The sequence below is a fragment of the Pseudomonas putida genome (assembly GCF_028682455.1).
In the GTDB taxonomy this organism is placed as follows: Bacteria; Pseudomonadota; Gammaproteobacteria; order Pseudomonadales; family Pseudomonadaceae; genus Aquipseudomonas; species Aquipseudomonas putida_AA.
Genome location: NZ_JANHLD010000003.1, coordinates 563,839 through 583,898, shown reverse-complemented (window position 1 = coordinate 583,898; position 20,060 = coordinate 563,839). Strand labels below are relative to the sequence as shown.

Sequence of the window (20,060 nt, the reverse complement as noted above, 5' to 3'; positions counted from 1 at the left end):
CCGCGATCGGCTTCTCAACCCGCCCGGACGATATCGCCCGTCACCAGGTCGCGAATCACACTGGGATTGCGTCGCCCACCGAGGGCACCACCCAGCACCAGGTCCAACTGCCCGCGAAAGTACTGCTCGACCCGCAACCGGGTACGCGCCGCCGGCCGGCCCTGGGGGTTGGCCGAGGTCGAGACCAATGGCCCGACCAGCGCGCACAGGTCACGCACCACCGGATGGTCGCTGACCCGCAAGGCAACGGTGTCATGCACCCCGGTGATCCACTCTGGCAGCATGTTCTGGTGCGGTACCAGCCAGGTATTCGGCCCAGGCCAGGTACTGCTCATGCGATCGAGCCAGACTTGCGGAAAATCGTCGAACAAAAAGTCGAACTGGCGGATATTGTCGGCGATCAGGATCAGCCCCTTGTCGACCGAGCGCGACTTGATCGCCAACAGGCGGTCCACCGCTTCTTCGTTCCATGGGTCACAGCCCAGGCCCCAGACAGCCTCGGTTGGGTAGGCAATCACCGCACCGGCTCGAATTTCACGCGCGGCTTGTTGCACACGCCAACTGCTCACCATTGATATCTCTCCGCGTAAAGGCTGATGAGCAGTGTACTTAGGCAGGCCGGGCAAACCAACGCCCAGCTTCATTACAAACCCGGCCAGCCACTTCAAGCTCGGTCAATGCCGCCAGTACCCTGGGCAACGGCCAGCCAGCGCTGATGGCAAGCCCTTCGCACGTTTGCGGTGCCGCCAGCAGCAACTCCTCGAGAACATGGCGGGCCCCGGACGTTTCACCGCCCGGGGCAGGCGGCAACCGCTGCCACCCCTGCAGGGTTTCAACGATCTGCTCGACGTTCTCAACCAGCAACGCGCCATCGCGAATCAACTGGTGGCAACCCTTGGCTCCCGGATGGTGAATCGAGCCTGGAATGGCGTACACCTCACGACCCTGCTCGGCCGCCAGCCGCGCGGTGATCAACGAGCCGCTGGCCAGGCTTGCCTCGACCACCAGCACACCCAGTGACAGGCCACTGATGATGCGGTTGCGCCTGGGAAAATTGCCCGCAACCGGCCCTGCATCCAGTGGAAACTCCGAAACCACCGCGCTGCCGCGCTCGATCATCGCGGTGGCCAGGGCACGGTGACGTTGTGGATAAAGTTTCTGCAAGCCTGTGCCCAGCACGCCGATGGTGTGCCCTCCGACATCCAGCGCCGCCTGGTGGGCAGCACCGTCGACGCCCAGGGCCAGGCCGCTGGTAATGACAAAACCGCCCCGCGCCAGGCTGCGAGAAAAGGCTGCGGTGGTGTCCAGTGCCGGTCGCGAAGCGCGGCGACTGCCGATAATCGCCAACTGCGGTTTTTCCAGCAGGGCGGGGTTACCGGCTACGAACAATAGCGGCGGGGCGGTATCCACTTGGGCCAGCAAGGCAGGGTAGGCGGGGTTGTCCCACATCAGCAAATGCTGGTCGCGCCGCTCTAGCCAGGCCAATGCAGCCGCAGCGCCTTCGCGCACCTGCGGGCTGCGGCGTGATTCGGTACTGACCGCCGGGATGCCCAGGGAATACCAGGCACCGGCCGGCGCGCTCAGCGCTGCCGAGGCACTGCCGAAGGCTTGAATGAGTACGTGGAAGCGATGCGGGCCCAGTGCCGGCATCCGGTGCAGGCGCAAGCGCGCCTCGAGTTCGGCTGGCGAACAGCCGGGGAAAGGTAACTGCGCCATGACGATCATCCTTGATCGAGCGAGTATCCGTGCCTTGCACAAGCTGTGGATAACTCTGTTGATAATACTTTGACAACCGGTTGAAGGATTGCCCTGGGTCGCGGCCTTTCGGGCTTGCCGAAACAGGGACACGGGGGCTTTGAAACACCTTAGCCGACCTTTGCCAGGTGCCGAATCCGGCGAATCCCTTTATTATGTGTATTCATGTTTGTATTTCATCGCACAGTGCAGCTCATACGCTTATGGCCATTCTGAACATTCTCGAATTCCCGGACCCGCGCCTTCGTACCCTCGCCAAACCGGTGACGGAAGTCGACGACAGCATCCGCCAGTTGGTCGATGACATGTTTGAAACCATGTACGAAGCCCCTGGCATCGGCCTTGCCGCCACCCAGGTCAACGTACACAAGCGCGTCGTAGTCATGGACCTGAGCGAAGATCGCAGCGCGCCACGGGTGTTCATCAACCCCGAACTCGAAACGCTGACCGACGACATGGACCAGTACCAGGAAGGTTGCCTGTCGGTGCCAGGGTTCTACGAGAACGTCGATCGCCCGGTACGGGTCAAGATCAAGGCGCTGGACCGCGACGGCAAGCCGTTCGAAGAAATCGCCGAAGGCCTGCTGGCCGTCTGCATCCAGCACGAATGCGATCACCTCAACGGCAAACTGTTCGTTGATTACCTGTCGACGCTCAAACGCGACCGCATCAAGAAGAAGCTGGAAAAGCAGCACCGCCAGCAAGCTTGATCCCCTCTTCCAGAAGGCTTGCTCCGGCAAGCCTTTTTCTTTTTAAGCGAGAACTCCATGCGCATTGTCTTCGCAGGCACCCCAGAGTTTGCCGCCGCACACCTCAAGGCCCTGATCGACAGCCCCTATGACGTGGTGGCGGTCTACACCCAACCGGACCGTCCAGCCGGCCGCGGGCAAAAGCTGATGCCCAGCGCCGTCAAACAGCTGGCTGTGGATAACGGCATTCCCGTGCTGCAACCGCCGACCCTGCGCAATGCCGAGGCGCAAGCCGAACTCGCGGCGCTCAAGCCTGACCTGATGGTGGTGGTCGCCTATGGCCTGATCCTGCCGCAGGCGGTACTGGATATCCCGCGCCTGGGCTGCATCAACAGCCACGCCTCGCTGCTGCCTCGCTGGCGCGGTGCCGCGCCCATCCAGCGCGCAGTCCAAGCCGGTGACAGCGAAAGTGGAGTGACCGTGATGCGCATGGAAGCCGGCCTGGACACTGGCCCGATGCTGCTCAAGGTGACCACGCCGATCCGCGCCACCGATACCGGTGGCAGTCTGCACGACCGCCTGGCCGAAATGGGCCCGCCTGCGGTACTGCAAGCTGTAGCCGGCCTTGCCGCTGGCACCTTGCAAGGCGAAGTCCAGGACGACAGCCTGGCCACCTATGCGCACAAGCTGAACAAGGACGAAGCCCGCCTGGACTGGAGCCGCCCGGCCGTTGAGCTGGAGCGCCTGGTCCGTGCCTTCAACCCCTGGCCGATCTGCCACAGCACCCTCAATGGTGAAGCGGTCAAAGTGCTGGCGGCCAGCCTGGCCACAGGCGCAGGCCAGCCGGGCGAAATCCTTGGCGCCAGCAAAGACGGCTTGATCGTCGCCTGCGGTGAGCAGGCCCTGTGCCTGACCCGCCTGCAACTGCCCGGCGGCAAGGCGCTGCACTTCAGCGACTTGTTCAACAGCCGTCGTGAGAAGTTCGCCATCGGCACGGTGCTTGGCCAATGAATCCACGTCTGGCGGCCGCCCGCGCTCTGGCGGCAGTTCTGAGCGGCAAAGCCTCGCTGAACAGTTCACTGCCTGCGCAACTGGACAAGGTCGAGGTGCGTGACCGTGGCCTGACCCAGGACCTGGCATTCGGCACTGCGCGCTGGCAGCCACGGCTGTCGGCCCTGGCCGAACGCCTGCTACAAAAACCCTTCAAGAAGGCCGATGCCGACGTTGAGGCATTGCTGCTGGTGGGGTTGTACCAGCTGCTGTACACCCGCATCCCGGCGCATGCCGCCTTGGGTGAAACCGTGGGCTGCGCCGACAAGCTGAAAAAGCCCTGGGCCAAAGCCTTGCTCAACGCCGTACTGCGCCGGGCACAACGCGAAAGCAGCGATATCCTCGCCGAACTCGAACGCGATCCCGTGGTGCGCACCGCCCACCCACGCTGGTTGCAGAAATCGCTGAAAGCCTTCTGGCCGGAGCAATGGGAAGCCATCTGCGCCGCCAACAATGCCCACCCGCCGATGATCCTGCGGGTCAATCGCCGTCATCACGGCCGGGATGCCTACCTGCAGTTACTGGGCGAGGCTGGCATTGAAGCCAGTCCTTGCCAGTTCAGTGTCGATGGCATTGTGCTGGCCCAGGCCTGCGACGTGCGCAGCCTGCCTGGCTTCGACCAAGGCTGGATCAGCGTCCAGGACGAAGCGGCGCAACTGACTGCCGACCTGCTGGACCTGGCTCCGGGCCAGCGCGTGCTCGATGCCTGCTGTGCGCCGGGTGGCAAGACCTGCCACCTGCTCGAAGCCCAGGCCGGCCTCGACGCTGTGGTCGCTATCGACCTTGAGGCCAAGCGCCTGACCCGCGTGCGGGAAAACCTCGACCGCCTTGGCCTGGATGCCCAGCTGATTGCCTGCGATGCCCGCGACACCGCCAGTTGGTGGGACGGCAAGAGCTTCCAGCGCATCCTGCTGGATGCGCCCTGCTCGGCCACCGGTGTGATCCGCCGTCACCCCGACATCAAGATGACCCGCCAGGCCGACGATATTCCGGCCTTGGCCAGCCTGCAGGGCGAGCTGCTCGATGCCTTGTGGCCAACCCTCGAAGTCGGCGGCATCCTGCTCTACGCCACCTGCTCGACCCTGCCGACGGAAAACACCGAAGTCATCGAAGCGTTCCTCGCCCGCACCCCGGGTGCCCGCGAACTGGACCTGGCGACCCAGGCCGGCGTGCGCCAGCCCCATGGCCGCCAGTTGCTGGCCCAGGAAGGCGGACACGACGGCTTCTACTATGCCAAGCTGATCAAAATCGCCGCCGCGCGCGGATAACAAGAGAAGGGAAGAGCGGATGAAGATCATCATCCTGGGCGCAGGGCAGGTCGGCGGTACGCTGGCCGAGCACCTGGCCAGCGAAGCCAACGACATCACCGTGGTCGACACCGATGGCGAGCGCCTGCGCGACCTCGGCGACCGCCTGGACATCCGTACCGTCCAGGGCCGCGCCTCGTTCCCTACCGTGTTGCGCCAGGCCGGTGCCGACGACGCCGACATGCTGGTGGCGGTGACCAACAGCGACGAAACCAACATGGTCGCCTGCCAGGTCGCCTATACCTTGTTCCACACCCCGACCAAGATCGCCCGGGTGCGCGAGTCGGCCTACCTGACCCGTGCCGGCCTGTTCGACAATGAAGCCATCCCGGTCGACGTGCTGATCAGCCCCGAGCAGGTAGTTACCCACTACATCAAGCGCCTGATCGAGCATCCCGGTGCCCTGCAGGTCATCGACTTCGCCGAAGGCAAGGCGCAGCTGGTAGCGGTCAAGGCCTACTATGGCGGCCCGCTGGTGGGCCAGCAACTGCGCCAGATCCGCGAGCACATGCCCAATGTCGACACCCGCGTGGCGGCGATCTTCCGCCGCGACCGGCCGATTCTGCCCCAGGGCGATACCGTGATCGAAGCCGATGATGAAGTGTTCTTCATCGCCGCCAAGGCCCACATCCGCGCGGTGATGGGCGAACTGCGCCGCATCGACGAAACCAACAAGCGGGTGGTCATCGCCGGTGGCGGGCAGATCGGCGAACGCCTGGCCGAGGCCATCGAAAGCCGCTACCAGGTAAAGATCATCGAGATGAACCCGGCCCGCTGCCGCTACCTCTCCGACACTCTCGACAGCACCGTGGTACTGCAAGGCAGCGCCTCGGACCGCGACCTGATGCTTGAAGAGAACATCGCCGAGGCCGACATCTTCCTGGCCCTGACCAACGATGACGAGGCCAACATCATGTCCTCGCTGCTGGCCAAGCGCCTGGGTGCGCGCAAGGTGATGACCATCATCAACAACCCGGCCTATGTCGACCTGGTGCAAGGCGGCGATATCGACATCGCCATCAGCCCGCAACTGGCGACCATCGGCACCTTGCTGGCCCACGTGCGCCGCGGCGATATCGTCAGCGTACACTCGCTGCGTCGCGGGGCGGCGGAAGCCATCGAGGCCATCGCCCACGGTGACTCGAAATCGAGCAAGGTGATCGGCAAGGCCATCGAAGACATCGCCCTGCCGCCCGGTACCACCATCGGCGCGATCATCCGTGACGAAGAAGTGCTGATCGCCCACGACGATACAGTGATCGAGGCGGGAGACCATGTGATCCTCTTTGTTGTGGACAAGAAGTACATCCGTGACGTCGAGAAGCTGTTCCATGTAGGGTTGAGCTTCTTCTGAAGGAGCAGGACATGCGCGAATCACTGGAAAAGATGCTGGCCAAGGGTGTGGATAACGCCCTGTTGCGCTTCGGCCTGGGCAAGGCCTGGCTCGATGAAGGCAATGGCGCCGAGGCCGCGGTGCACCTGCAGCGCTGCGTCGAGTTCGATCCGAAGTATTCGGCGGCCTGGAAGCTGCTGGGCAAGGCTCATCAGCTGCAGGGCGACAAAGCGGCGGCTCGCTTAGCCTGGGAACAAGGGCTGGAAGCCGCCAAGGCCCATGGCGACAAGCAGGCCGAGAAAGAGATGACGGTGTTTCTCAAGAAGCTGGATAAAGCTGGCTGAACCATCGCGGGGCAAGCCCGCTCCTACGGTGCAGGAGCGGGCTTGCCCCGCGAAAGCGGCCTCAATACCAGCGCGCCTCTCCGGGCGGACGCTTCTTGAAGCGCTTCATGCTCCACATGTACTGGCTCGGATACTCGCGCACATACCGCTCAACCACCTTGCTCATGGCCGCAGCCGAGGTTTCGGTGTCTTCGCTGTACATCGCTTCGGGCGCCGCCTCGAGGATCACCTTGAAGCCGGAACCGTCCGGCAGGCGCAGGGCATGCAAAAACACCCCGACCGCCTTGCCGCCAGCCAGCATGTTCGGCACGAACTTGCTGGTCAGTGCCTTGGTGGCGAAGAAGGGCACGAAGACCCCGGCCGACTCGGCCGGCTCCGGGTCTGCCGGAATACCGACCTGACCGCCTTTGCGCACTTCCTTGATGATGCTCAGGATGCCTTCCTTGGTCGACGCCGCCACGCGGTTGCCCAGTTGCACGCGCTGTTCGCGCAACAGGTCATCGACCGCCTTGAGCTTGGGTGGACGGTAGAAAATGATCGGTTTGCACTGGTTGCAATAAAAGTGGTTGAGCACTTCCCAGTTGCCCAGGTGGCTGGTGATGCCAACCACGCCCTTGCCCGACGCCAGTGCTGCATGCAGGACTTCCAGGCCTTCGACTTCGCGGACCAGGTCGATCGAGCGCTGGGCCGGCCAGATCCAGGCACACGCGCTTTCGGTGAACGACTTGCCGATGTCCATCAGGGTACGGCCGACCAGTTGCTCGCGCGCTGCCGGGTCCATCTCCGGAAAGCACTTGGCCAGGTTGATGCGTACCACGTTGCGCGAGCTGTTAGGCACTTTCCACATGATCCAGCCGATCGCTGCACCGACCCGCTGTACCGCGCCCCAAGGGAGCTTGGCAAACAACCGCAACGCCCCGACCATCAAGGCGCCTTTGAATTTATCCACAGGCTGGTTCCTCTTTCTGCAAGCCGGCCATTGTACCCCTCAGCGCAGCAGCGCGGCGTAGCGATCACAATCGGTGGTGTGGTCCATGACCATCCCGGTGGCCTGCATGAAGGCGTAGCAGATGGTCGGGCCGACAAAAGTGAAGCCGGCTTTCTGCAGGGCCTTGCTCATGGCCTTGGCTTCGTCGGTGACGGCCGGCACGTCGCTGCGCTGGGTGAAATGATTGATTTTCGGCGAGCCGCCCACGAACGACCACAGCCACTGGCCCGGGTTCTCCAGCTCAAGCCAGGCGCGGGCATTGCGCCGTGCGGCGTTGAGTTTGAGGCGATTGCGGATAATGCCGGGGTCGAGCATGCGTTCTTCGATTTCTTCGTCGCTCATTTGCGCCAGGCGCTGTGGGTCAAATCCGAACAGCACCTGGCGGTAGCGCTCGCGTTTTTTCAGCACGGTGATCCACGACAGACCGGCCTGGAAGCCCTCGAGCAGCAGCATCTCGAACAGCTGCACCGGGTCGCGCTGCGGCGTGCCCCATTCCTGATCGTGGTAAGCCTGATAAAGCGGATCGTCGGTACACCAAAAGCAGCGTGGCATAAGGCTCCAAGGGTAGAGGCCTGCGCGAATCGGGTTATACTCCCGCTCTTTATATTCGCAGCCCTAGAAACAGGTGAATTTCGTGAGCCAGCCTACGCCAGCCGTGCGTACCTTCCAAGACCTGATCCTCGCCCTGCAGAACTACTGGGCCGAGCAAGGTTGTGTGGTACTTCAGCCCTACGATATGGAAGTAGGCGCCGGCACTTTCCATACCGCCACTTTCCTGCGCGCCGTCGGCCCGGAAACCTGGAACGCCGCCTACGTGCAGCCTAGCCGTCGCCCAGCCGACGGTCGTTATGGTGAAAACCCCAACCGCCTGCAGCACTACTACCAGTTCCAGGTGGTGCTCAAGCCGAACCCGGCGAACTTCCAGGAACTGTACCTGGGATCGCTCAAGGCCATCGGCCTCGACCCACTGGTACACGACATCCGCTTCGTCGAAGACAACTGGGAATCGCCGACCCTCGGTGCCTGGGGTCTGGGTTGGGAAATCTGGCTCAACGGCATGGAAGTCACCCAGTTCACCTACTTCCAGCAAGTGGGCGGCATCGAGTGCATGCCGGTGACCGGTGAAATCACCTATGGCCTGGAGCGCCTGGCCATGTACCTGCAGGGCGTCGACTCGGTCTACGACCTGGTCTGGACCGACGGTCCGTTCGGCAAGGTGACCTACGGCGACGTGTTCCACCAGAACGAAGTGGAGCAGTCGACCTACAATTTCGAGCATGCCAACGTCGAGAAGCTGTTCGAACTGTTCGACTTCTACGAAAGCGAAGCCAATCGCCTGATCGAGCTGGAACTGCCGCTGCCGACCTATGAAATGGTCCTCAAGGCCTCGCACACCTTCAACCTGCTGGACGCCCGCCGGGCCATATCGGTAACGGAGCGCCAGCGTTACATCCTGCGTGTACGGACCCTGGCCCGGGCCGTGGCGCAAAGCTACCTGCAAGCCCGCGCCAAGCTGGGCTTCCCGATGGCGTCCCCCGAATTGCGTGATGAAGCGTTGGCTAAGCTGGAGGCTGCACAATGAGTGCTCAAGATTTCCTGGTTGAACTGGGCACCGAAGAACTGCCACCCAAGGCCCTGAGCAGCCTCGGTGATGCCTTCCTCGCCGGTATCGAGAAAGGCCTGCAGGCCGCTGGCCTGAACTACACCGGCAAGCAGGTATACGCCGCACCGCGCCGCCTGGCCGTGCTGATCCGTCAGCTCGACACCCAGCAGCCGGACCGCAGCGTCAACCTCGACGGCCCGCCACGCCAGGCCGCCTTCGATGCCGAAGGCAACCCGACCCAGGCTGCCCTGGGCTTTGCCAAGAAGTGCGGCGTCGAACTCGACGAGATCGACCAGAGCGGTGCCAAGCTGCGCTTCTCCCAGCACATCCCGGGCAAGGCGACTGCCAGCCTGCTGCCAACCATCGTTGAAGACTCGCTGAACGACCTGCCGATCCCCAAACGCATGCGTTGGGGTGCGCGCAAGGAAGAGTTCGTGCGTCCGACCCAGTGGCTGGTCATGCTGCTCGGTGACAACGTCATCGACTGCACCATCCTCGCCCAGAAGGCTGGCCGCGACTCGCGCGGTCACCGCTTCCATCACCCGGAAGACGTGCGCATCAGCGCTCCGGCAAACTACCTCGAAGACCTGCGCAGCGCGTATGTGCTGGCCGACTTCGCCGAACGTCGCGAGATCATCAGCAAGCGCACGGCGGAACTCGCCATGCAGCAGGAAGGCACTGCCATCGTGCCGCCAGCACTGCTCGATGAAGTCACCGCGCTGGTCGAATGGCCGGTGCCGCTGGTGTGCTCGTTCGAAGAGCGTTTCCTTGAAGTCCCGCAGGAAGCCCTGATCACCACCATGCAGGACAACCAGAAGTACTTCTGCCTGCTGGATGCCGACGGCAAGCTGCTGCCGCGCTTCATTACCGTGGCCAACGTTGAAAGCCGCGATCCGAAGCAGATCGTCGAAGGTAACGAGAAGGTGGTACGCCCACGCCTGACCGACGCCGAGTTCTTCTTCAAGCAAGACAAGAAGCAGCCGCTGGAAGCCTTCAACGAGCGTCTCAAGAACGTGGTGTTCCAGGCCCAGCTGGGCAGCGTCTTCGACAAGGCCGAGCGCGTTGCCAAGCTCGCCTCGTTCATCGCCCAGCGCATCGGCGGCGACGCCCAGCGCGCAGCCCGCGCCGGCCTGCTGTCCAAGTGCGACCTGGCCACCGAGATGGTCGGCGAATTCCCGGAAATGCAGGGCGTTGCCGGCTACTACTACGCTCTCAACGACGGCGAGCCGCAAGACGTCGCCCTGGCCCTGAACGAGCAGTACATGCCGCGCGGTGCCGGTGCCGAGTTGCCATCGACCCTGACCGGCGCAGCCGTGGCCATCGCCGACAAGCTCGACACCCTTGTGGGCATTTTCGGTATCGGCATGCTGCCTACCGGCAGCAAAGACCCCTACGCCCTGCGCCGTGCCGCCCTGGGTGTGCTGCGTATCCTGATCGAGAAGCAGCTGGACCTGAACCTGAACGAAGCGGTGGAGTTCGCCGTCGCCCAGTTCGGCGCCAAGGTCAAGGCCGCAGGCCTGGCCGACCAGGTACTGGAATTCGTCTTCGACCGCCTGCGTGCGCGTTATGAAGACGAAGGTATCGACGTTGCCACCTACCTCTCGGTGCGTGCGCTCAAGCCGGGCTCGGCACTGGACTTCGACCAGCGCGTGCAGGCCGTCCAAGCCTTCCGCCAGTTGCCGGAAGCCGCTGCCCTGGCCGCGGTGAACAAGCGCGTGTCGAACCTGCTGAGCAAGGCCGAAGGCGCGGTTGCCGCCACGGTCGAGCCCAAGTACTTCGACAACGCCAACGAGTTCTCCCTGTACTCGGCGATCCAGCAGGCAGACCAGGCGGTGCAGCCAATGGCCGCTGCGCGCCAGTACAGCGAGTCGCTGGCGCGTCTGGCAGCCTTGCGTGAACCGGTCGACGCCTTCTTCGAGGCGGTGATGGTCAACGCCGACGACGCCAATGTGCGGGCCAACCGTTATGCCTTGCTCAGCCGCCTGCGCGGTCTGTTCCTGGGCGTTGCCGACATTTCGCTGCTGGGGTAAGTCTTGAAGCTGCTGATTCTCGATCGGGACGGTGTGATCAACCAGGACTCCGACGCCTACATCAAGTCGCTGGACGAGTGGATACCGATCCCTGGCTCCATCGAGGCAATTGCGCAGTTGAGCAAAGCCGGCTGGACGGTGGCAGTTGCCACCAACCAGTCCGGCATCGCTCGCGGCTACTACCCGCTGGCCACCCTCGACGCCATGCATGCACGCTTGCGCGCATTGGTGGCCGAGCAGGGTGGCGAGGTCGGGCTGATCGTCCATTGCCCCCATGGCCCCGATGATGGCTGTGAGTGCCGCAAGCCCAAGCCGGGCATGCTGCGGACCATTGCCGCGCACTACCAGGTCGATCTGGCCGGTGTATGGTTTGTCGGTGACAGTAAGGGTGACCTGGAGGCCGCTTTGGCCGTCGATGCTCAACCGATTCTGGTAAAAACTGGAAAAGGCGAGAAGACCCTGAGCAAGGGCATTCCAGAGAACACGCTGATTTTCGATGATCTGGCAGCCATCGCCAGAGAACTTATCCACAAATAGGGCGTCTGCGAACCAGGCGCACTTTTACTAGGCGGGCAAGCCCGCAACGGTACATGCCGCTATGTCGATCCTGCAGGCGATCAGAATTTTTCTTTTTTACCTGCTGCTGGGTACCAGCTCCCTGCTGTGGTGCACCCTGAGCTTTTTCATCGCGCCGTTTCTGCCTTTCAGCGCCCGCTATCGCTTCATCAACGTCTACTGGTGCCGCTTTGCGCTGGTACTGGTGCGGGTGTTCCTCAATATCAAGGTCAAGGTCAGCGGGGCCGAGAACATCCCCAAAACCCCTTGCGTGATTCTGTCCAACCACCAGAGCACCTGGGAGACCTTCTTCCTCTCTGCCTATTTCTCGCCCTTGAGCCAGGTGCTCAAGCGTGAACTGCTGTATGTGCCGTTCTTCGGCTGGGCCATGGCCATGCTGCGGCCGATTGCCATCGACCGTGACAACCCCAAGGCCGCCCTGAAGCAAGTCGCCAGCGAAGGCGACAAACTGCTCAAGGACGGCGTCTGGGTGTTGATCTTCCCCGAAGGTACCCGCGTGCCCTTCGGCCAGATCGGCAAGTTCTCCCGCGGCGGGACTGCCCTTGCGGTGAACGCCGGGTTGCCGGTGCTGCCGATTGCCCACAACGCTGGCAAGTTCTGGCCCAAGCAGGGCTGGGGCAAGCGTGCCGGGACCATCGAGGTAGTGATTGGCGAGCCGATGTATGCCGAAGGCACAGGTCCTCGGGCTATCGCCGCCCTCAATGACCGTGCAGCCGCCTGGAACGAGCAGACACAACGCGACCTGGGTTCGTTGCCTGCAGCGGCACCCAACGCTGCCGAAGGCGTAGCCTGACGTTCTGTGGATAACTTGTGTACAGTATTTGGATTTCTTGCCAAAAAAATCGCTAAGTTATTAATTTAGCTACTTATTTCTCTGTATGACTGTTTTCTGAAAATCGTGCATAAGTTTTCTCGCGGCATAAAAAAACCGGCGCTTACGCCGGTTTTTTTATCTGTGAAAACTCAGACCTTGTCGATATCCACGTCGCGGGTTTCTTTAAGGCAGAACAATCCCACCACCAGGCTCACACCAGTGATCAACACCGGGTACCACAGCCCATAGAAGATATCGCCGGTGTACACCACCAGGGCGAACGACACGGTGGGCAGGAAGCCGCCGAACCAGCCGTTGCCGATATGGTAGGGCAGCGACATCGAGGTGTAGCGGATGCGGGTCGGGAACAGCTCGACCATCACCGCCGCCAGCGGGCCGTAGGTCATGGTGGCGATCAGGATCATCGCCACGATCAGCACCACCACCATGGTTTCGTTCACGCTGGCAGGGTCAGCCTTGGCCGGATAGCCCGCCTTCTCGATGGCAACCCGCAGCGCCGCTTCATCGAAACCGTCGATGCGCTGGTTGCCCACCGTCACCACGACCTCGCTGCCTGGGGCAACCGACTGGGAGCTGTAAGGCAGGCCTTGCTTGACCAGGAAGGTCTTGACCTTGTCGCAAGGGCTGTCAAAACGTGCCTTGCCCACTGGGTCGAACTGAAAGGTGCAGCCCTGCGGATCGGCCATGACCACAATCGGAGCCTGGCGGCTGGCGGCATCGATCTGCGGGTTGGCGTAATGACTCAGCGCCTTGAACAGCGGGAAGTAGAGCACGGTGGCCAACAACAGGCCGAGCATGAGGATCGGCTTGCGTCCGACCCGGTCCGACAACCAACCGAAAAACACGAAGAACGGTGCACCGATCACCACGCTGATGATCAACAGGGTATTGGCCTGGGCCGGGTCCATCTTGAGCATCTGGGTGAGGAAGAACAGCACGTAGAACTGCGCGGTGTAGAAGGTGACCGCTTGCCCTGCGTTGATGCTGAACAGCGCGGTGAGTACCACCTTGAGGTTGGCCCACGAGCCGAAGGATTCACGAATCGGTGCCTTGCTGGCCTTGCCCTGGGCCTTCATTTTCACGAAGGCGGGTGACTCGTGCATGCTCATGCGGATCCAGGTCGAGATCGCCAGCAGCACGATCGACAGCAGGAACGGCAGGCGCCAGCCCCACACTTCGAACTGGTCGCCACTGATGTAGCGGCTGCCCAGCACGACCAGCAGCGACAGCAAAAGACCGAGGGTGGCGGTGGACTGGATGAAGCCGGTGTGAAACCCGCGCTTGCCCGGCGGCGCATGCTCGGCCACATAGGTCGCCGCACCACCATATTCACCGCCCAGCGCCAGGCCCTGGAGCATGCGCAATATCACCAGGATGATTGGTGCGGCGATGCCGATACTGGCGTAGGTAGGCAGCAAACCGACAGCGAAGGTCGACAGCCCCATCAGCACAATGGTCACCAGAAAGGTGTACTTGCGCCCGATCATGTCCCCCAGGCGCCCGAACACCAGTGCGCCGAATGGGCGCACCAGAAAGCCGGCGGCAAAGGCCATCAAGGCAAAGATAAAGGCAGTGGTGTCGTTCACACCCGCGAAGAACTGTTTGCTGATAACAGCGGCCAGTGCCCCATAGAGAAAAAAGTCATACCACTCGAACACCGTCCCGAGGGATGACGCAAAAATGATCTTGCGCTCTTCACGGCGGCTGTTGCTGGTCGTTGCCGCGCCCTGCTCCTGAATGTAATCCGACATCGTTGCTGTCCTCGGCCAGAAGGCCCCAGTGATTATTCTTGTTGTTCCACTGTCGACACCGGCAGACCGCGTCCGGCGTCGTTGTTGCCACGCACCCTGGTCAGGGCGTCGGTATTGCGGTTTCTTCGTCGATCCGGGTTGTGGATAACTTCCCCCGTGCAATCAGTTGCGCCGCCTTCTCGGCGATCATCAAGGTGGGTGAGCAGGTATTGCCGGAGACAATCTGCGGCATGATCGAGGCGTCGGCGATGCGCAGCCCCGGCACGCCATGCACGCGCAGCTGGTCATCGACCACATCCAGCGGCCCATTGCCCATCCGGCAAGTGCCCACCGGATGGAAGATTGTTGTGCCGATCTGGCCCGCGGCTTCGTGCAGTTGTTCTTCGCTGTTCAGATCCGGTCCTGGCAAATACTCCTTGGGTCTGAACGCCGCCAGGGCAGGGGCCTGGACGATCTTGCGGGTGATGCGAATCGCCTGGGCAGCTACGCGCAGGTCTTCAGGGTCACTCAGGTAGTTGGGGTCGATCAGCGGGGCATCGTCCGGGTTGGCCGAGCGGATATCGATACGCCCACGGCTGGCCGGGCGCAGGTTGCACACAGAGGCAGTAAAAGCCGCAAAGCGGTGCAGCGGCTCGCCGAAGCGCTCCAGCGACAGCGGCTGGACATGATACTGCAGGTTGGCTGACGCCTGCTCAGGTCCAGAACGCACAAAGGCACCGAGTTGGCTCGGTGCCATGGCCAACGGACCGCTGCGGTCATACAAATAGCGCAGCCCCATGCCCAGCTTGCCCCATGTGCTGTTTGCGACCTGATTGAGGGTACGCGCCTGGCTCACCTGATAGATCAGGCGCAGCTGCAGGTGATCCTGCAAGTTGCCGCCGACCCCGGGCAGCTCGTGACGCACTGCAATGCCCACGCTCTCCAGCAGGCCACGCGGGCCGATACCCGAGCGCTGCAGGATACCGGGCGAGCCTACCGAACCTGCGCACAGGATGATCTCGCGGCGGGCGCTGAACTGCTGCCAGCTGCCTTGCCAGCGTGCCCGCACCGCCGACGCGCGGCCGTTGTCGAGGACTACCTGATCCACCAACACATCGGTCAGCACGGTCAGGTTGGGGCGCTTGAGCACAGGCCGCAAGAAGGCCTTGGCCGAGTTCCAGCGAATGCCGGAACGCTGGTTGACCTGAAAGTATCCACAGCCCTGATTATCGCCACCATTGAAGTCGGTGACGGTCTCGATGCCGCTTTGCGCAGCGGCATCGCGGAAGGCATCGAGAATCGCCCAGGAGTAACGTTGCTGTTCGACCCGCCACTCACCTTCGTTGCCGTGTATCTCACTGGCGCCGCCAAAGTGGTTTTCGCTGGCCTTGAACAAGGGCAGCACATCTTTCCAGGCCCAACCGGCGTTTCCTTGCTCGGCCCAGCGATCGTAATCGCCGGCCTGGCCACGCATGTAGATCATGCCGTTGATCGAGGAGCAGCCTCCGAGCACCTTGCCCCGTGGATATCCCAGGGCGCGCCCGTTGAGGCCTGGCTGGGCTTCGGTCTTGAAGCACCAGTCGGTGCGGGGATTACCAATGCAGTAGAGGTAACCCACCGGAATGTGAATCCAGGGATAGTTGTCGCGACCGCCCGCTTCAAGCAGCAGCACCCGGCAGCCCGGGTTGGCGGACAAACGATTGGCCAGCAGGCATCCGGCTGGGCCGGCACCCACGACCACATAGTCGTAGACAGGATCGGCTGATGGCATGGGCAACCTCGCGCCTGATTATTATTCTTGTCCCCGTCCATGTTATTGATTAATTTCGAGATGAAAACGTTAGATTTCACTCATGTGCTGTGCGTTTTAGAACAACGTTCGTGAACAACTGATTCACAAGGAAAAGCATGTTCGACTGGAATGATCTGCGGTTTTTTCTCGAGTTGCAGCGTAGCGGCCGCCTGCTGACCGCCGCCAAGCGCCTCAACACCACCCACAGCACCGTGGCCCGGCATATCGACAATATCGAGCAAAGCCTGGGCACTGCACTTTTCGTCCAGCACGCCCAGGGCTACGAACTGACGCCATCCGGGCAAGCCCTGCTCAAGCACGCCGAAGCCATGGAAAACGTCGCATTGCTGGCGCAGGAAGAAATCACCCAGGCCATCACACCGCTGGGCAAGATCCGCCTCGGCGTCACCGAAGGCATCGGCATCATGTTCTTCACCCCGCGCATGGGTAGCCTGTTCGAGCGCTATCCGGGGCTGGAGGTGGAACTGGTCGCGGTGCCGCGCTTTGTCAGCATCCTCAACCGCGAGGCAGAAATCAGCATCCACCTGGAGCGGCCCAACGCCGACCTGTTGATCACTCGAAAGCTCACCGATTACCGGCTGGCGCTGTACGCCAGCCCCGACTACCTGGCCAAGGCGCCAGCGCTCGAGCACCGCGAGGACCTGGCCAAGCACTGCTGGATCGGCTACGTCGACGACCTGCTGTTCAGCCAGGAGCTGCTGTTTCTCAACAGCTTCTGCCGAGCGCCGAATGTGGTGTTTCGCAGCACCAGCGTGATTGCCCAGCAACAGGCCGCAAGGGCCGGGCTGGGGATCGCCGTGCTGCCCAACTACATGGCTCGACATGACCCGGCGCTGGTGCGCGTGCTGCCCAGCGAGACTATCCAGCGCAGCTACTGGATCTGCACCCGCCGCGAACTGCACAAGTCCGTCCGCCTGCGGGTGGTGTGGGATTTCCTTCTGGCGCTGTGCGCCGAAGAGCAGGGCACCTTGCTTGCGGAGTAAGGCTCAATTGCCCAGGGCTTTCACCGCCAGCAACACGGCAGCGCCGATGCCGACCGCCGCGAACAGTTGCTGCAGGCGTGGCCCGGCCAGGTGGCTGGCCAATGGACGAGCGGCCAGCAGACCCAGCACCGCACCGATGGCAAAGGGCGCCCCCACGGCCCAATGCATCACCCCGCCGATGCTGGCGCTCACCACGCTGCCAGTGGATACCAGGGCAATCACCGCCAGCGAGGTGGCGACGATGCTTTTCATTGGCAAGTTGGTGTAGCGACTCAGGGCCGGCACGATCACAAAGCCGCCACCCACGCCCAGCAAGCCGGAAAGCAGCCCCGACAACAATCCGGTGAACGCCAGCGCCCGGGCGCAGGGCAATGTCCAGCGCAAACGCCCCTGCAAGGGGTTGAGCACACAGGGCATCAGGCTGCGCTCTCCCAAGGGCGGCTCACCGCGCAGCTCGCGACGGGCCTTGAGCAGCATGCGACCGCAGGCGTATACCAGCACAGCCGCGAAGGCCAGCGCCAAGGGCGCGTTCGGCAATCGGTGCGCCAGCATCAAGCCGAACGGTGCGGCGACGATGCCGATCAGCGCGACAAACGCCGCCGCCCGATAACGCACCACCCCCTGGCGCAGTCCCAGCACCGCACCGACCATCGCTGCCATACCGACCGCCAACAAGCCCACCGGCGCCGCCTCGACCATCGACAAACCAAGACCGAAGACCAACAACGGCACGGCCAGGATGCCGCCTCCGGCCCCGGTCAATGCCAGCACAGCCCCAATGATTGCCCCCAATCCTGTCGCGAAAAAAGACTGTTCGATCACTGCCGAACCTCGACCGGTGCCGGCTGCGGCTTGGCCAGCCACTCACGTCCCTTGAGCATGCAGCGCCAGTACAGGGGCGGCAGGATCTGCGCCTTGAGCAACCAGGCCAGGCGCGTCGGGCGACGGCCATCCAGCAGCCAACGCGGAAAGCTTGGCGCAACCTTGCCGCCATAGGTGAACTCGGCCAGTACGATCTTGCCGCGCTCGACGGTCAACGGGCATGAGCCATAGCCGTCGTAATGCGCAAGATTCGGCAAGCGGCCAAGGGCGACCAACACATTGTTGGCCACCACCGGCGCCTGCTTGCGCGCGGCTGCGGCAGTCTTGGCGTTGGTGGTGTTCACCCCGTCGCCCAGGGCATGGATGTTGGAGAATTTGCGATGACGCAGGGTTGCCGGATCGACATCGATCCAGCCGCCCGCATCAGCCAAGGGGCTGTCGCGGATGAAGTCGGGGGCGACTTGCGGCGGTACCACATGCAGCATGTCGAACGGCTGCACACAGGTTTCGCTGCTGCCATCGGGCAGGGTGCGAATGAAGGTGGCCTGCTTGCCTGGGCCATCGACCGCGACCAATCGGTGGGCGTACTGCAGGTCTACAGCGTACTTGTCGATGTACTCCATCAGCGCCGGCACATAGTCCGCCACGCCAAACAGCACCGCACCGGCATTGAAGAACTGCGCCTGGATGTTGCCAAGGCGACCATTGCGCAGCCAGTAGTCGCAGGAGAGGTAGAGCGCCTTTTGCGGTGCGCCGGCGCATTTGATCGGCATGGGCGGTTGGCTGAACAACGCACGCCCCTCGCGCAGGTTCTGCACCAGCTGCCAGGTATAAGGCGCCAGGTCGTAACGATAGTTGGAGGTCACGCCATTGCGACCCAAGGTCTCGTTCAAGCCGTCGATGGCATTCCAATCCAGCTTCAGCCCAGGACACACCACCAGTTGCTCGTAGCTCAACAGGCGGCCGTCATCCAGGTTTACGGTCTGCGCATGGGGATTGAAGCCTTCGACACGGGCCTTGATCCAGCGTACGCCGGAGGGAATGGTCGAGGCCATGCTTCGCGCTGTGCTGGGGGCATTGAATATACCTGCGCCGACCATGGTCCAGCCCGGCTGGTAGTAATGGGTGTCGGCCGGATCGATGATGGCGATGTCCAGCGATGGGTCGCGGCAGATCAAGCTGGATGCCGCAGCGATGCCAGCGGCCCCCGCGCCAACAATCAGGACCTTGTGGTGATCGCCTTTGGGCGAGGGTGAGTGTGCAGGCATGGCAGGGTCTTCCTTTAATAATAATTATGGGGCTTTGCTCAAAGTGCGTTGAGCGGGATCTTCAAGTAGCGCACGCCGTTGTCCTCGGGCTCTGGCAACTGGCCGCTGCGCATGTTGATCTGGACAGACGGCAAGATCAGTACCGGCATGTCGAGGGTGGCATCGCGGGCTTCGCGCATGGCCACGAAACTGTCTTCGCTGATGCCTTCGCGCACATGTATATTGCTGGCGCGTTGTTCGGCCACAGTGGTCATGTAGCGCAGTTCGCGACCACCGGGCAGGTAGTCATGGCACATGAACAGCCGTGTATCCGCGGGCAGGGCGAGGATGCGCCGGATCGAGCGATACAGGGTGCGGGCACTGGCACCGGGAAAATCGCAGCGCGCGGTGCCGTAGTCCGGCATGAACAGGGTATCGCCGACAAAGGCGATGCAGTGCCCGTCGATCTCCACCACATAGGTCATGCATGCCGGTGTATGACCCGGGGTGTGCAGTGCGCGGGCGCGCACGCTGCCGATGGCAAACGCCTGGTCATCCTCGAACAACACATCGAACTGGCTGCCGTCGCGGGCAAAGCTGGAATCGGCATTGAAGAGGGCGCCAAACACCTTCTGGACCTGAGTGATCTGGTTGCCGATGGCAACCTGGCCACCCAGTGTCTGCTTGAGATATGCCGCCGCCGAGAGATGGTCGGCATGAACGTGGGTTTCCAGGATCCACTGCACCTGGCCTCCGAGCGCCTTCACCCGGGCAATCAGTTTGTCGGCCGACTCGGTGTTGGTTCGGCCGGACTTGGGGTCGTAGTCCAGTACGCTGTCTATCAACGCACAGTGGCCGCTGCCACGATCCATCAGCAGATAGCTGATGGTCGAGGTCGCGCTGTCGAACAACGCTTCCACATACAAATTGCCGCCGATGATCATTACCGCTCTCC

At 62.6% G+C, this 20,060-nt stretch carries 19 protein-coding genes; 10 read left to right on the top strand and 9 right to left on the bottom strand.

Translation table 11 applies throughout. From position 1 onward, the window contains the following. Positions 1 to 14: 14 nt before the first annotated feature. Together NPS58_RS19850 and dprA are read right to left on the bottom strand one after the other, a co-directional pair. Positions 15 to 572 carry an L-threonylcarbamoyladenylate synthase gene (locus NPS58_RS19850; RefSeq protein WP_274116991.1) on the bottom strand — a complete coding sequence of 186 codons (558 nt, stop codon included), beginning with the start codon at positions 570 to 572 and terminating at the stop codon, positions 15 to 17. A 37-nt stretch (positions 573 to 609) separates the two neighbouring features. Continuing rightward, complete coding sequence (dprA, locus tag NPS58_RS19845) at positions 610 to 1,716, bottom strand: DNA-processing protein DprA (protein WP_274116990.1); 1,107 nt, start codon at positions 1,714 to 1,716, stop codon at positions 610 to 612. A 242-nt stretch (positions 1,717 to 1,958) separates the two neighbouring features. On the opposite strand from dprA, the gene def reads away from it, so the two are divergent. Genes def through NPS58_RS19820 form a run of 5 tightly spaced genes read left to right on the top strand, consistent with a single transcriptional unit; the run spans position 1,959 to position 6,478 of the window. Next, on the top strand, positions 1,959 to 2,465 hold the full coding sequence (gene def, locus NPS58_RS19840; protein ID WP_028942594.1) for a peptide deformylase: 507 nt from the start codon (positions 1,959 to 1,961) through the stop codon (positions 2,463 to 2,465). A gap of 57 nt (positions 2,466 to 2,522) precedes the next feature. Next, positions 2,523 to 3,455 carry a methionyl-tRNA formyltransferase gene (fmt, locus tag NPS58_RS19835; RefSeq protein ID WP_274116989.1) on the top strand — a complete coding sequence of 311 codons (933 nt, stop codon included), beginning with the start codon at positions 2,523 to 2,525 and terminating at the stop codon, positions 3,453 to 3,455. Next, positions 3,452 to 4,762 carry a 16S rRNA (cytosine(967)-C(5))-methyltransferase RsmB gene (rsmB, locus tag NPS58_RS19830; protein ID WP_274116988.1) on the top strand — a complete coding sequence of 437 codons (1,311 nt, stop codon included), beginning with the start codon at positions 3,452 to 3,454 and terminating at the stop codon, positions 4,760 to 4,762. The genes fmt and rsmB overlap by 4 nt, the downstream gene beginning before the upstream one ends. A gap of 19 nt (positions 4,763 to 4,781) precedes the next feature. Then, the gene (gene trkA, locus NPS58_RS19825; RefSeq protein WP_274116986.1) at positions 4,782 to 6,155 is read left to right on the top strand and encodes a Trk system potassium transporter TrkA; all 1,374 of its coding nucleotides are present in this window, start codon (positions 4,782 to 4,784) and stop codon (positions 6,153 to 6,155) included. Positions 6,156 to 6,166: 11 nt separating this feature from the next. Continuing rightward, a complete protein-coding gene (locus tag NPS58_RS19820; RefSeq protein ID WP_191833208.1) occupies positions 6,167 to 6,478 on the top strand; it encodes a hypothetical protein in 312 nt (103 codons plus the stop codon). Between the two features lie 61 nt (positions 6,479 to 6,539). Here NPS58_RS19820 and NPS58_RS19815 read toward each other — a convergent pair whose 3' ends face one another. After that, on the bottom strand, positions 6,540 to 7,427 hold the full coding sequence (locus tag NPS58_RS19815) for a lysophospholipid acyltransferase (RefSeq protein ID WP_274116985.1): 888 nt from the start codon (positions 7,425 to 7,427) through the stop codon (positions 6,540 to 6,542). 39 nt (positions 7,428 to 7,466) lie between these two features. Then, positions 7,467 to 8,018 (bottom strand): DNA-3-methyladenine glycosylase I, encoded by a 552-nt coding sequence (locus tag NPS58_RS19810; RefSeq protein WP_274116984.1) that lies wholly within the window; start codon positions 8,016 to 8,018, stop codon positions 7,467 to 7,469. Positions 8,019 to 8,100: 82 nt separating this feature from the next. On the opposite strand from NPS58_RS19810, the gene glyQ reads away from it, so the two are divergent. The 4 genes from glyQ to NPS58_RS19790 all read left to right on the top strand — a co-directional run bounded on the left by glyQ (position 8,101) and on the right by NPS58_RS19790 (position 12,468). Beyond that, positions 8,101 to 9,048, top strand: a complete 948-nt coding sequence (gene glyQ, locus NPS58_RS19805) for a glycine--tRNA ligase subunit alpha (RefSeq protein WP_116551285.1) — start codon at positions 8,101 to 8,103, stop codon at positions 9,046 to 9,048. Further along, entirely contained in the window at positions 9,045 to 11,099 is a 2,055-nt protein-coding gene (glyS, locus tag NPS58_RS19800) for a glycine--tRNA ligase subunit beta (protein ID WP_274116983.1), read from the top strand. The genes glyQ and glyS overlap by 4 nt, the downstream gene beginning before the upstream one ends. A gap of 3 nt (positions 11,100 to 11,102) precedes the next feature. Beyond that, a complete protein-coding gene (gmhB, locus tag NPS58_RS19795) occupies positions 11,103 to 11,636 on the top strand; it encodes a D-glycero-beta-D-manno-heptose 1,7-bisphosphate 7-phosphatase (RefSeq protein WP_274116982.1) in 534 nt (177 codons plus the stop codon). Between the two features lie 61 nt (positions 11,637 to 11,697). Beyond that, entirely contained in the window at positions 11,698 to 12,468 is a 771-nt protein-coding gene (locus tag NPS58_RS19790) for a lysophospholipid acyltransferase family protein (RefSeq protein WP_274116981.1), read from the top strand. Between the two features lie 170 nt (positions 12,469 to 12,638). Here NPS58_RS19790 and NPS58_RS19785 read toward each other — a convergent pair whose 3' ends face one another. Next, the gene (locus tag NPS58_RS19785; protein ID WP_274116980.1) at positions 12,639 to 14,261 is read right to left on the bottom strand and encodes an MFS transporter; all 1,623 of its coding nucleotides are present in this window, start codon (positions 14,259 to 14,261) and stop codon (positions 12,639 to 12,641) included. A 100-nt stretch (positions 14,262 to 14,361) separates the two neighbouring features. Continuing rightward, positions 14,362 to 16,011 carry a GMC family oxidoreductase gene (locus tag NPS58_RS19780; protein WP_274116979.1) on the bottom strand — a complete coding sequence of 550 codons (1,650 nt, stop codon included), beginning with the start codon at positions 16,009 to 16,011 and terminating at the stop codon, positions 14,362 to 14,364. Positions 16,012 to 16,148: 137 nt separating this feature from the next. On the opposite strand from NPS58_RS19780, the gene NPS58_RS19775 reads away from it, so the two are divergent. Continuing rightward, positions 16,149 to 17,036, top strand: a complete 888-nt coding sequence (locus NPS58_RS19775; RefSeq protein WP_274116978.1) for a LysR family transcriptional regulator — start codon at positions 16,149 to 16,151, stop codon at positions 17,034 to 17,036. Between the two features lie 3 nt (positions 17,037 to 17,039). On the opposite strand, the gene NPS58_RS19770 is transcribed toward NPS58_RS19775, so the two are convergent. Genes NPS58_RS19770 through NPS58_RS19760 form a run of 3 tightly spaced genes read right to left on the bottom strand, consistent with a single transcriptional unit; the run spans position 17,040 to position 20,049 of the window. Next, positions 17,040 to 17,858, bottom strand: a complete 819-nt coding sequence (locus NPS58_RS19770; protein WP_274116977.1) for a sulfite exporter TauE/SafE family protein — start codon at positions 17,856 to 17,858, stop codon at positions 17,040 to 17,042. After that, positions 17,855 to 19,126 carry an NAD(P)/FAD-dependent oxidoreductase gene (locus NPS58_RS19765; RefSeq protein ID WP_274116976.1) on the bottom strand — a complete coding sequence of 424 codons (1,272 nt, stop codon included), beginning with the start codon at positions 19,124 to 19,126 and terminating at the stop codon, positions 17,855 to 17,857. Before NPS58_RS19765 ends, NPS58_RS19770 begins: the two co-directional genes overlap by 4 nt. Before the next feature lie 38 nt (positions 19,127 to 19,164). Then, entirely contained in the window at positions 19,165 to 20,049 is an 885-nt protein-coding gene (locus NPS58_RS19760; protein WP_274116975.1) for an MBL fold metallo-hydrolase, read from the bottom strand. Between the last annotated feature and the right edge of the window lie 11 nt (positions 20,050 to 20,060).

Excerpts from the sequence above, each read along its gene's own strand:
- NPS58_RS19775 (WP_274116978.1), top strand. The coding sequence starts at position 16,149 with ATGTTCGACTGGAATGATCTGCGGTTTTTTCTCGAGTTGCAGCGTAGC.
- NPS58_RS19850 (WP_274116991.1), bottom strand. The coding sequence starts at position 572 with ATGGTGAGCAGTTGGCGTGTGCAACAAGCCGCGCGTGAAATTCGAGCC.
- NPS58_RS19760 (WP_274116975.1), bottom strand. The coding sequence starts at position 20,049 with ATGATCATCGGCGGCAATTTGTATGTGGAAGCGTTGTTCGACAGCGCG.
- NPS58_RS19790 (WP_274116981.1), top strand. The coding sequence starts at position 11,698 with ATGTCGATCCTGCAGGCGATCAGAATTTTTCTTTTTTACCTGCTGCTG.
- glyS (WP_274116983.1), top strand. The coding sequence starts at position 9,045 with ATGAGTGCTCAAGATTTCCTGGTTGAACTGGGCACCGAAGAACTGCCA.
- def (WP_028942594.1), top strand. The coding sequence starts at position 1,959 with ATGGCCATTCTGAACATTCTCGAATTCCCGGACCCGCGCCTTCGTACC.
- NPS58_RS19820 (WP_191833208.1), top strand. The coding sequence starts at position 6,167 with ATGCGCGAATCACTGGAAAAGATGCTGGCCAAGGGTGTGGATAACGCC.
- NPS58_RS19765 (WP_274116976.1), bottom strand. The coding sequence starts at position 19,126 with ATGCCTGCACACTCACCCTCGCCCAAAGGCGATCACCACAAGGTCCTG.
- rsmB (WP_274116988.1), top strand. The coding sequence starts at position 3,452 with ATGAATCCACGTCTGGCGGCCGCCCGCGCTCTGGCGGCAGTTCTGAGC.
- dprA (WP_274116990.1), bottom strand. The coding sequence starts at position 1,716 with ATGGCGCAGTTACCTTTCCCCGGCTGTTCGCCAGCCGAACTCGAGGCG.
- NPS58_RS19780 (WP_274116979.1), bottom strand. The coding sequence starts at position 16,011 with ATGCCATCAGCCGATCCTGTCTACGACTATGTGGTCGTGGGTGCCGGC.
- fmt (WP_274116989.1), top strand. The coding sequence starts at position 2,523 with ATGCGCATTGTCTTCGCAGGCACCCCAGAGTTTGCCGCCGCACACCTC.
- NPS58_RS19785 (WP_274116980.1), bottom strand. The coding sequence starts at position 14,261 with ATGTCGGATTACATTCAGGAGCAGGGCGCGGCAACGACCAGCAACAGC.
- trkA (WP_274116986.1), top strand. The coding sequence starts at position 4,782 with ATGAAGATCATCATCCTGGGCGCAGGGCAGGTCGGCGGTACGCTGGCC.
- NPS58_RS19810 (WP_274116984.1), bottom strand. The coding sequence starts at position 8,018 with ATGCCACGCTGCTTTTGGTGTACCGACGATCCGCTTTATCAGGCTTAC.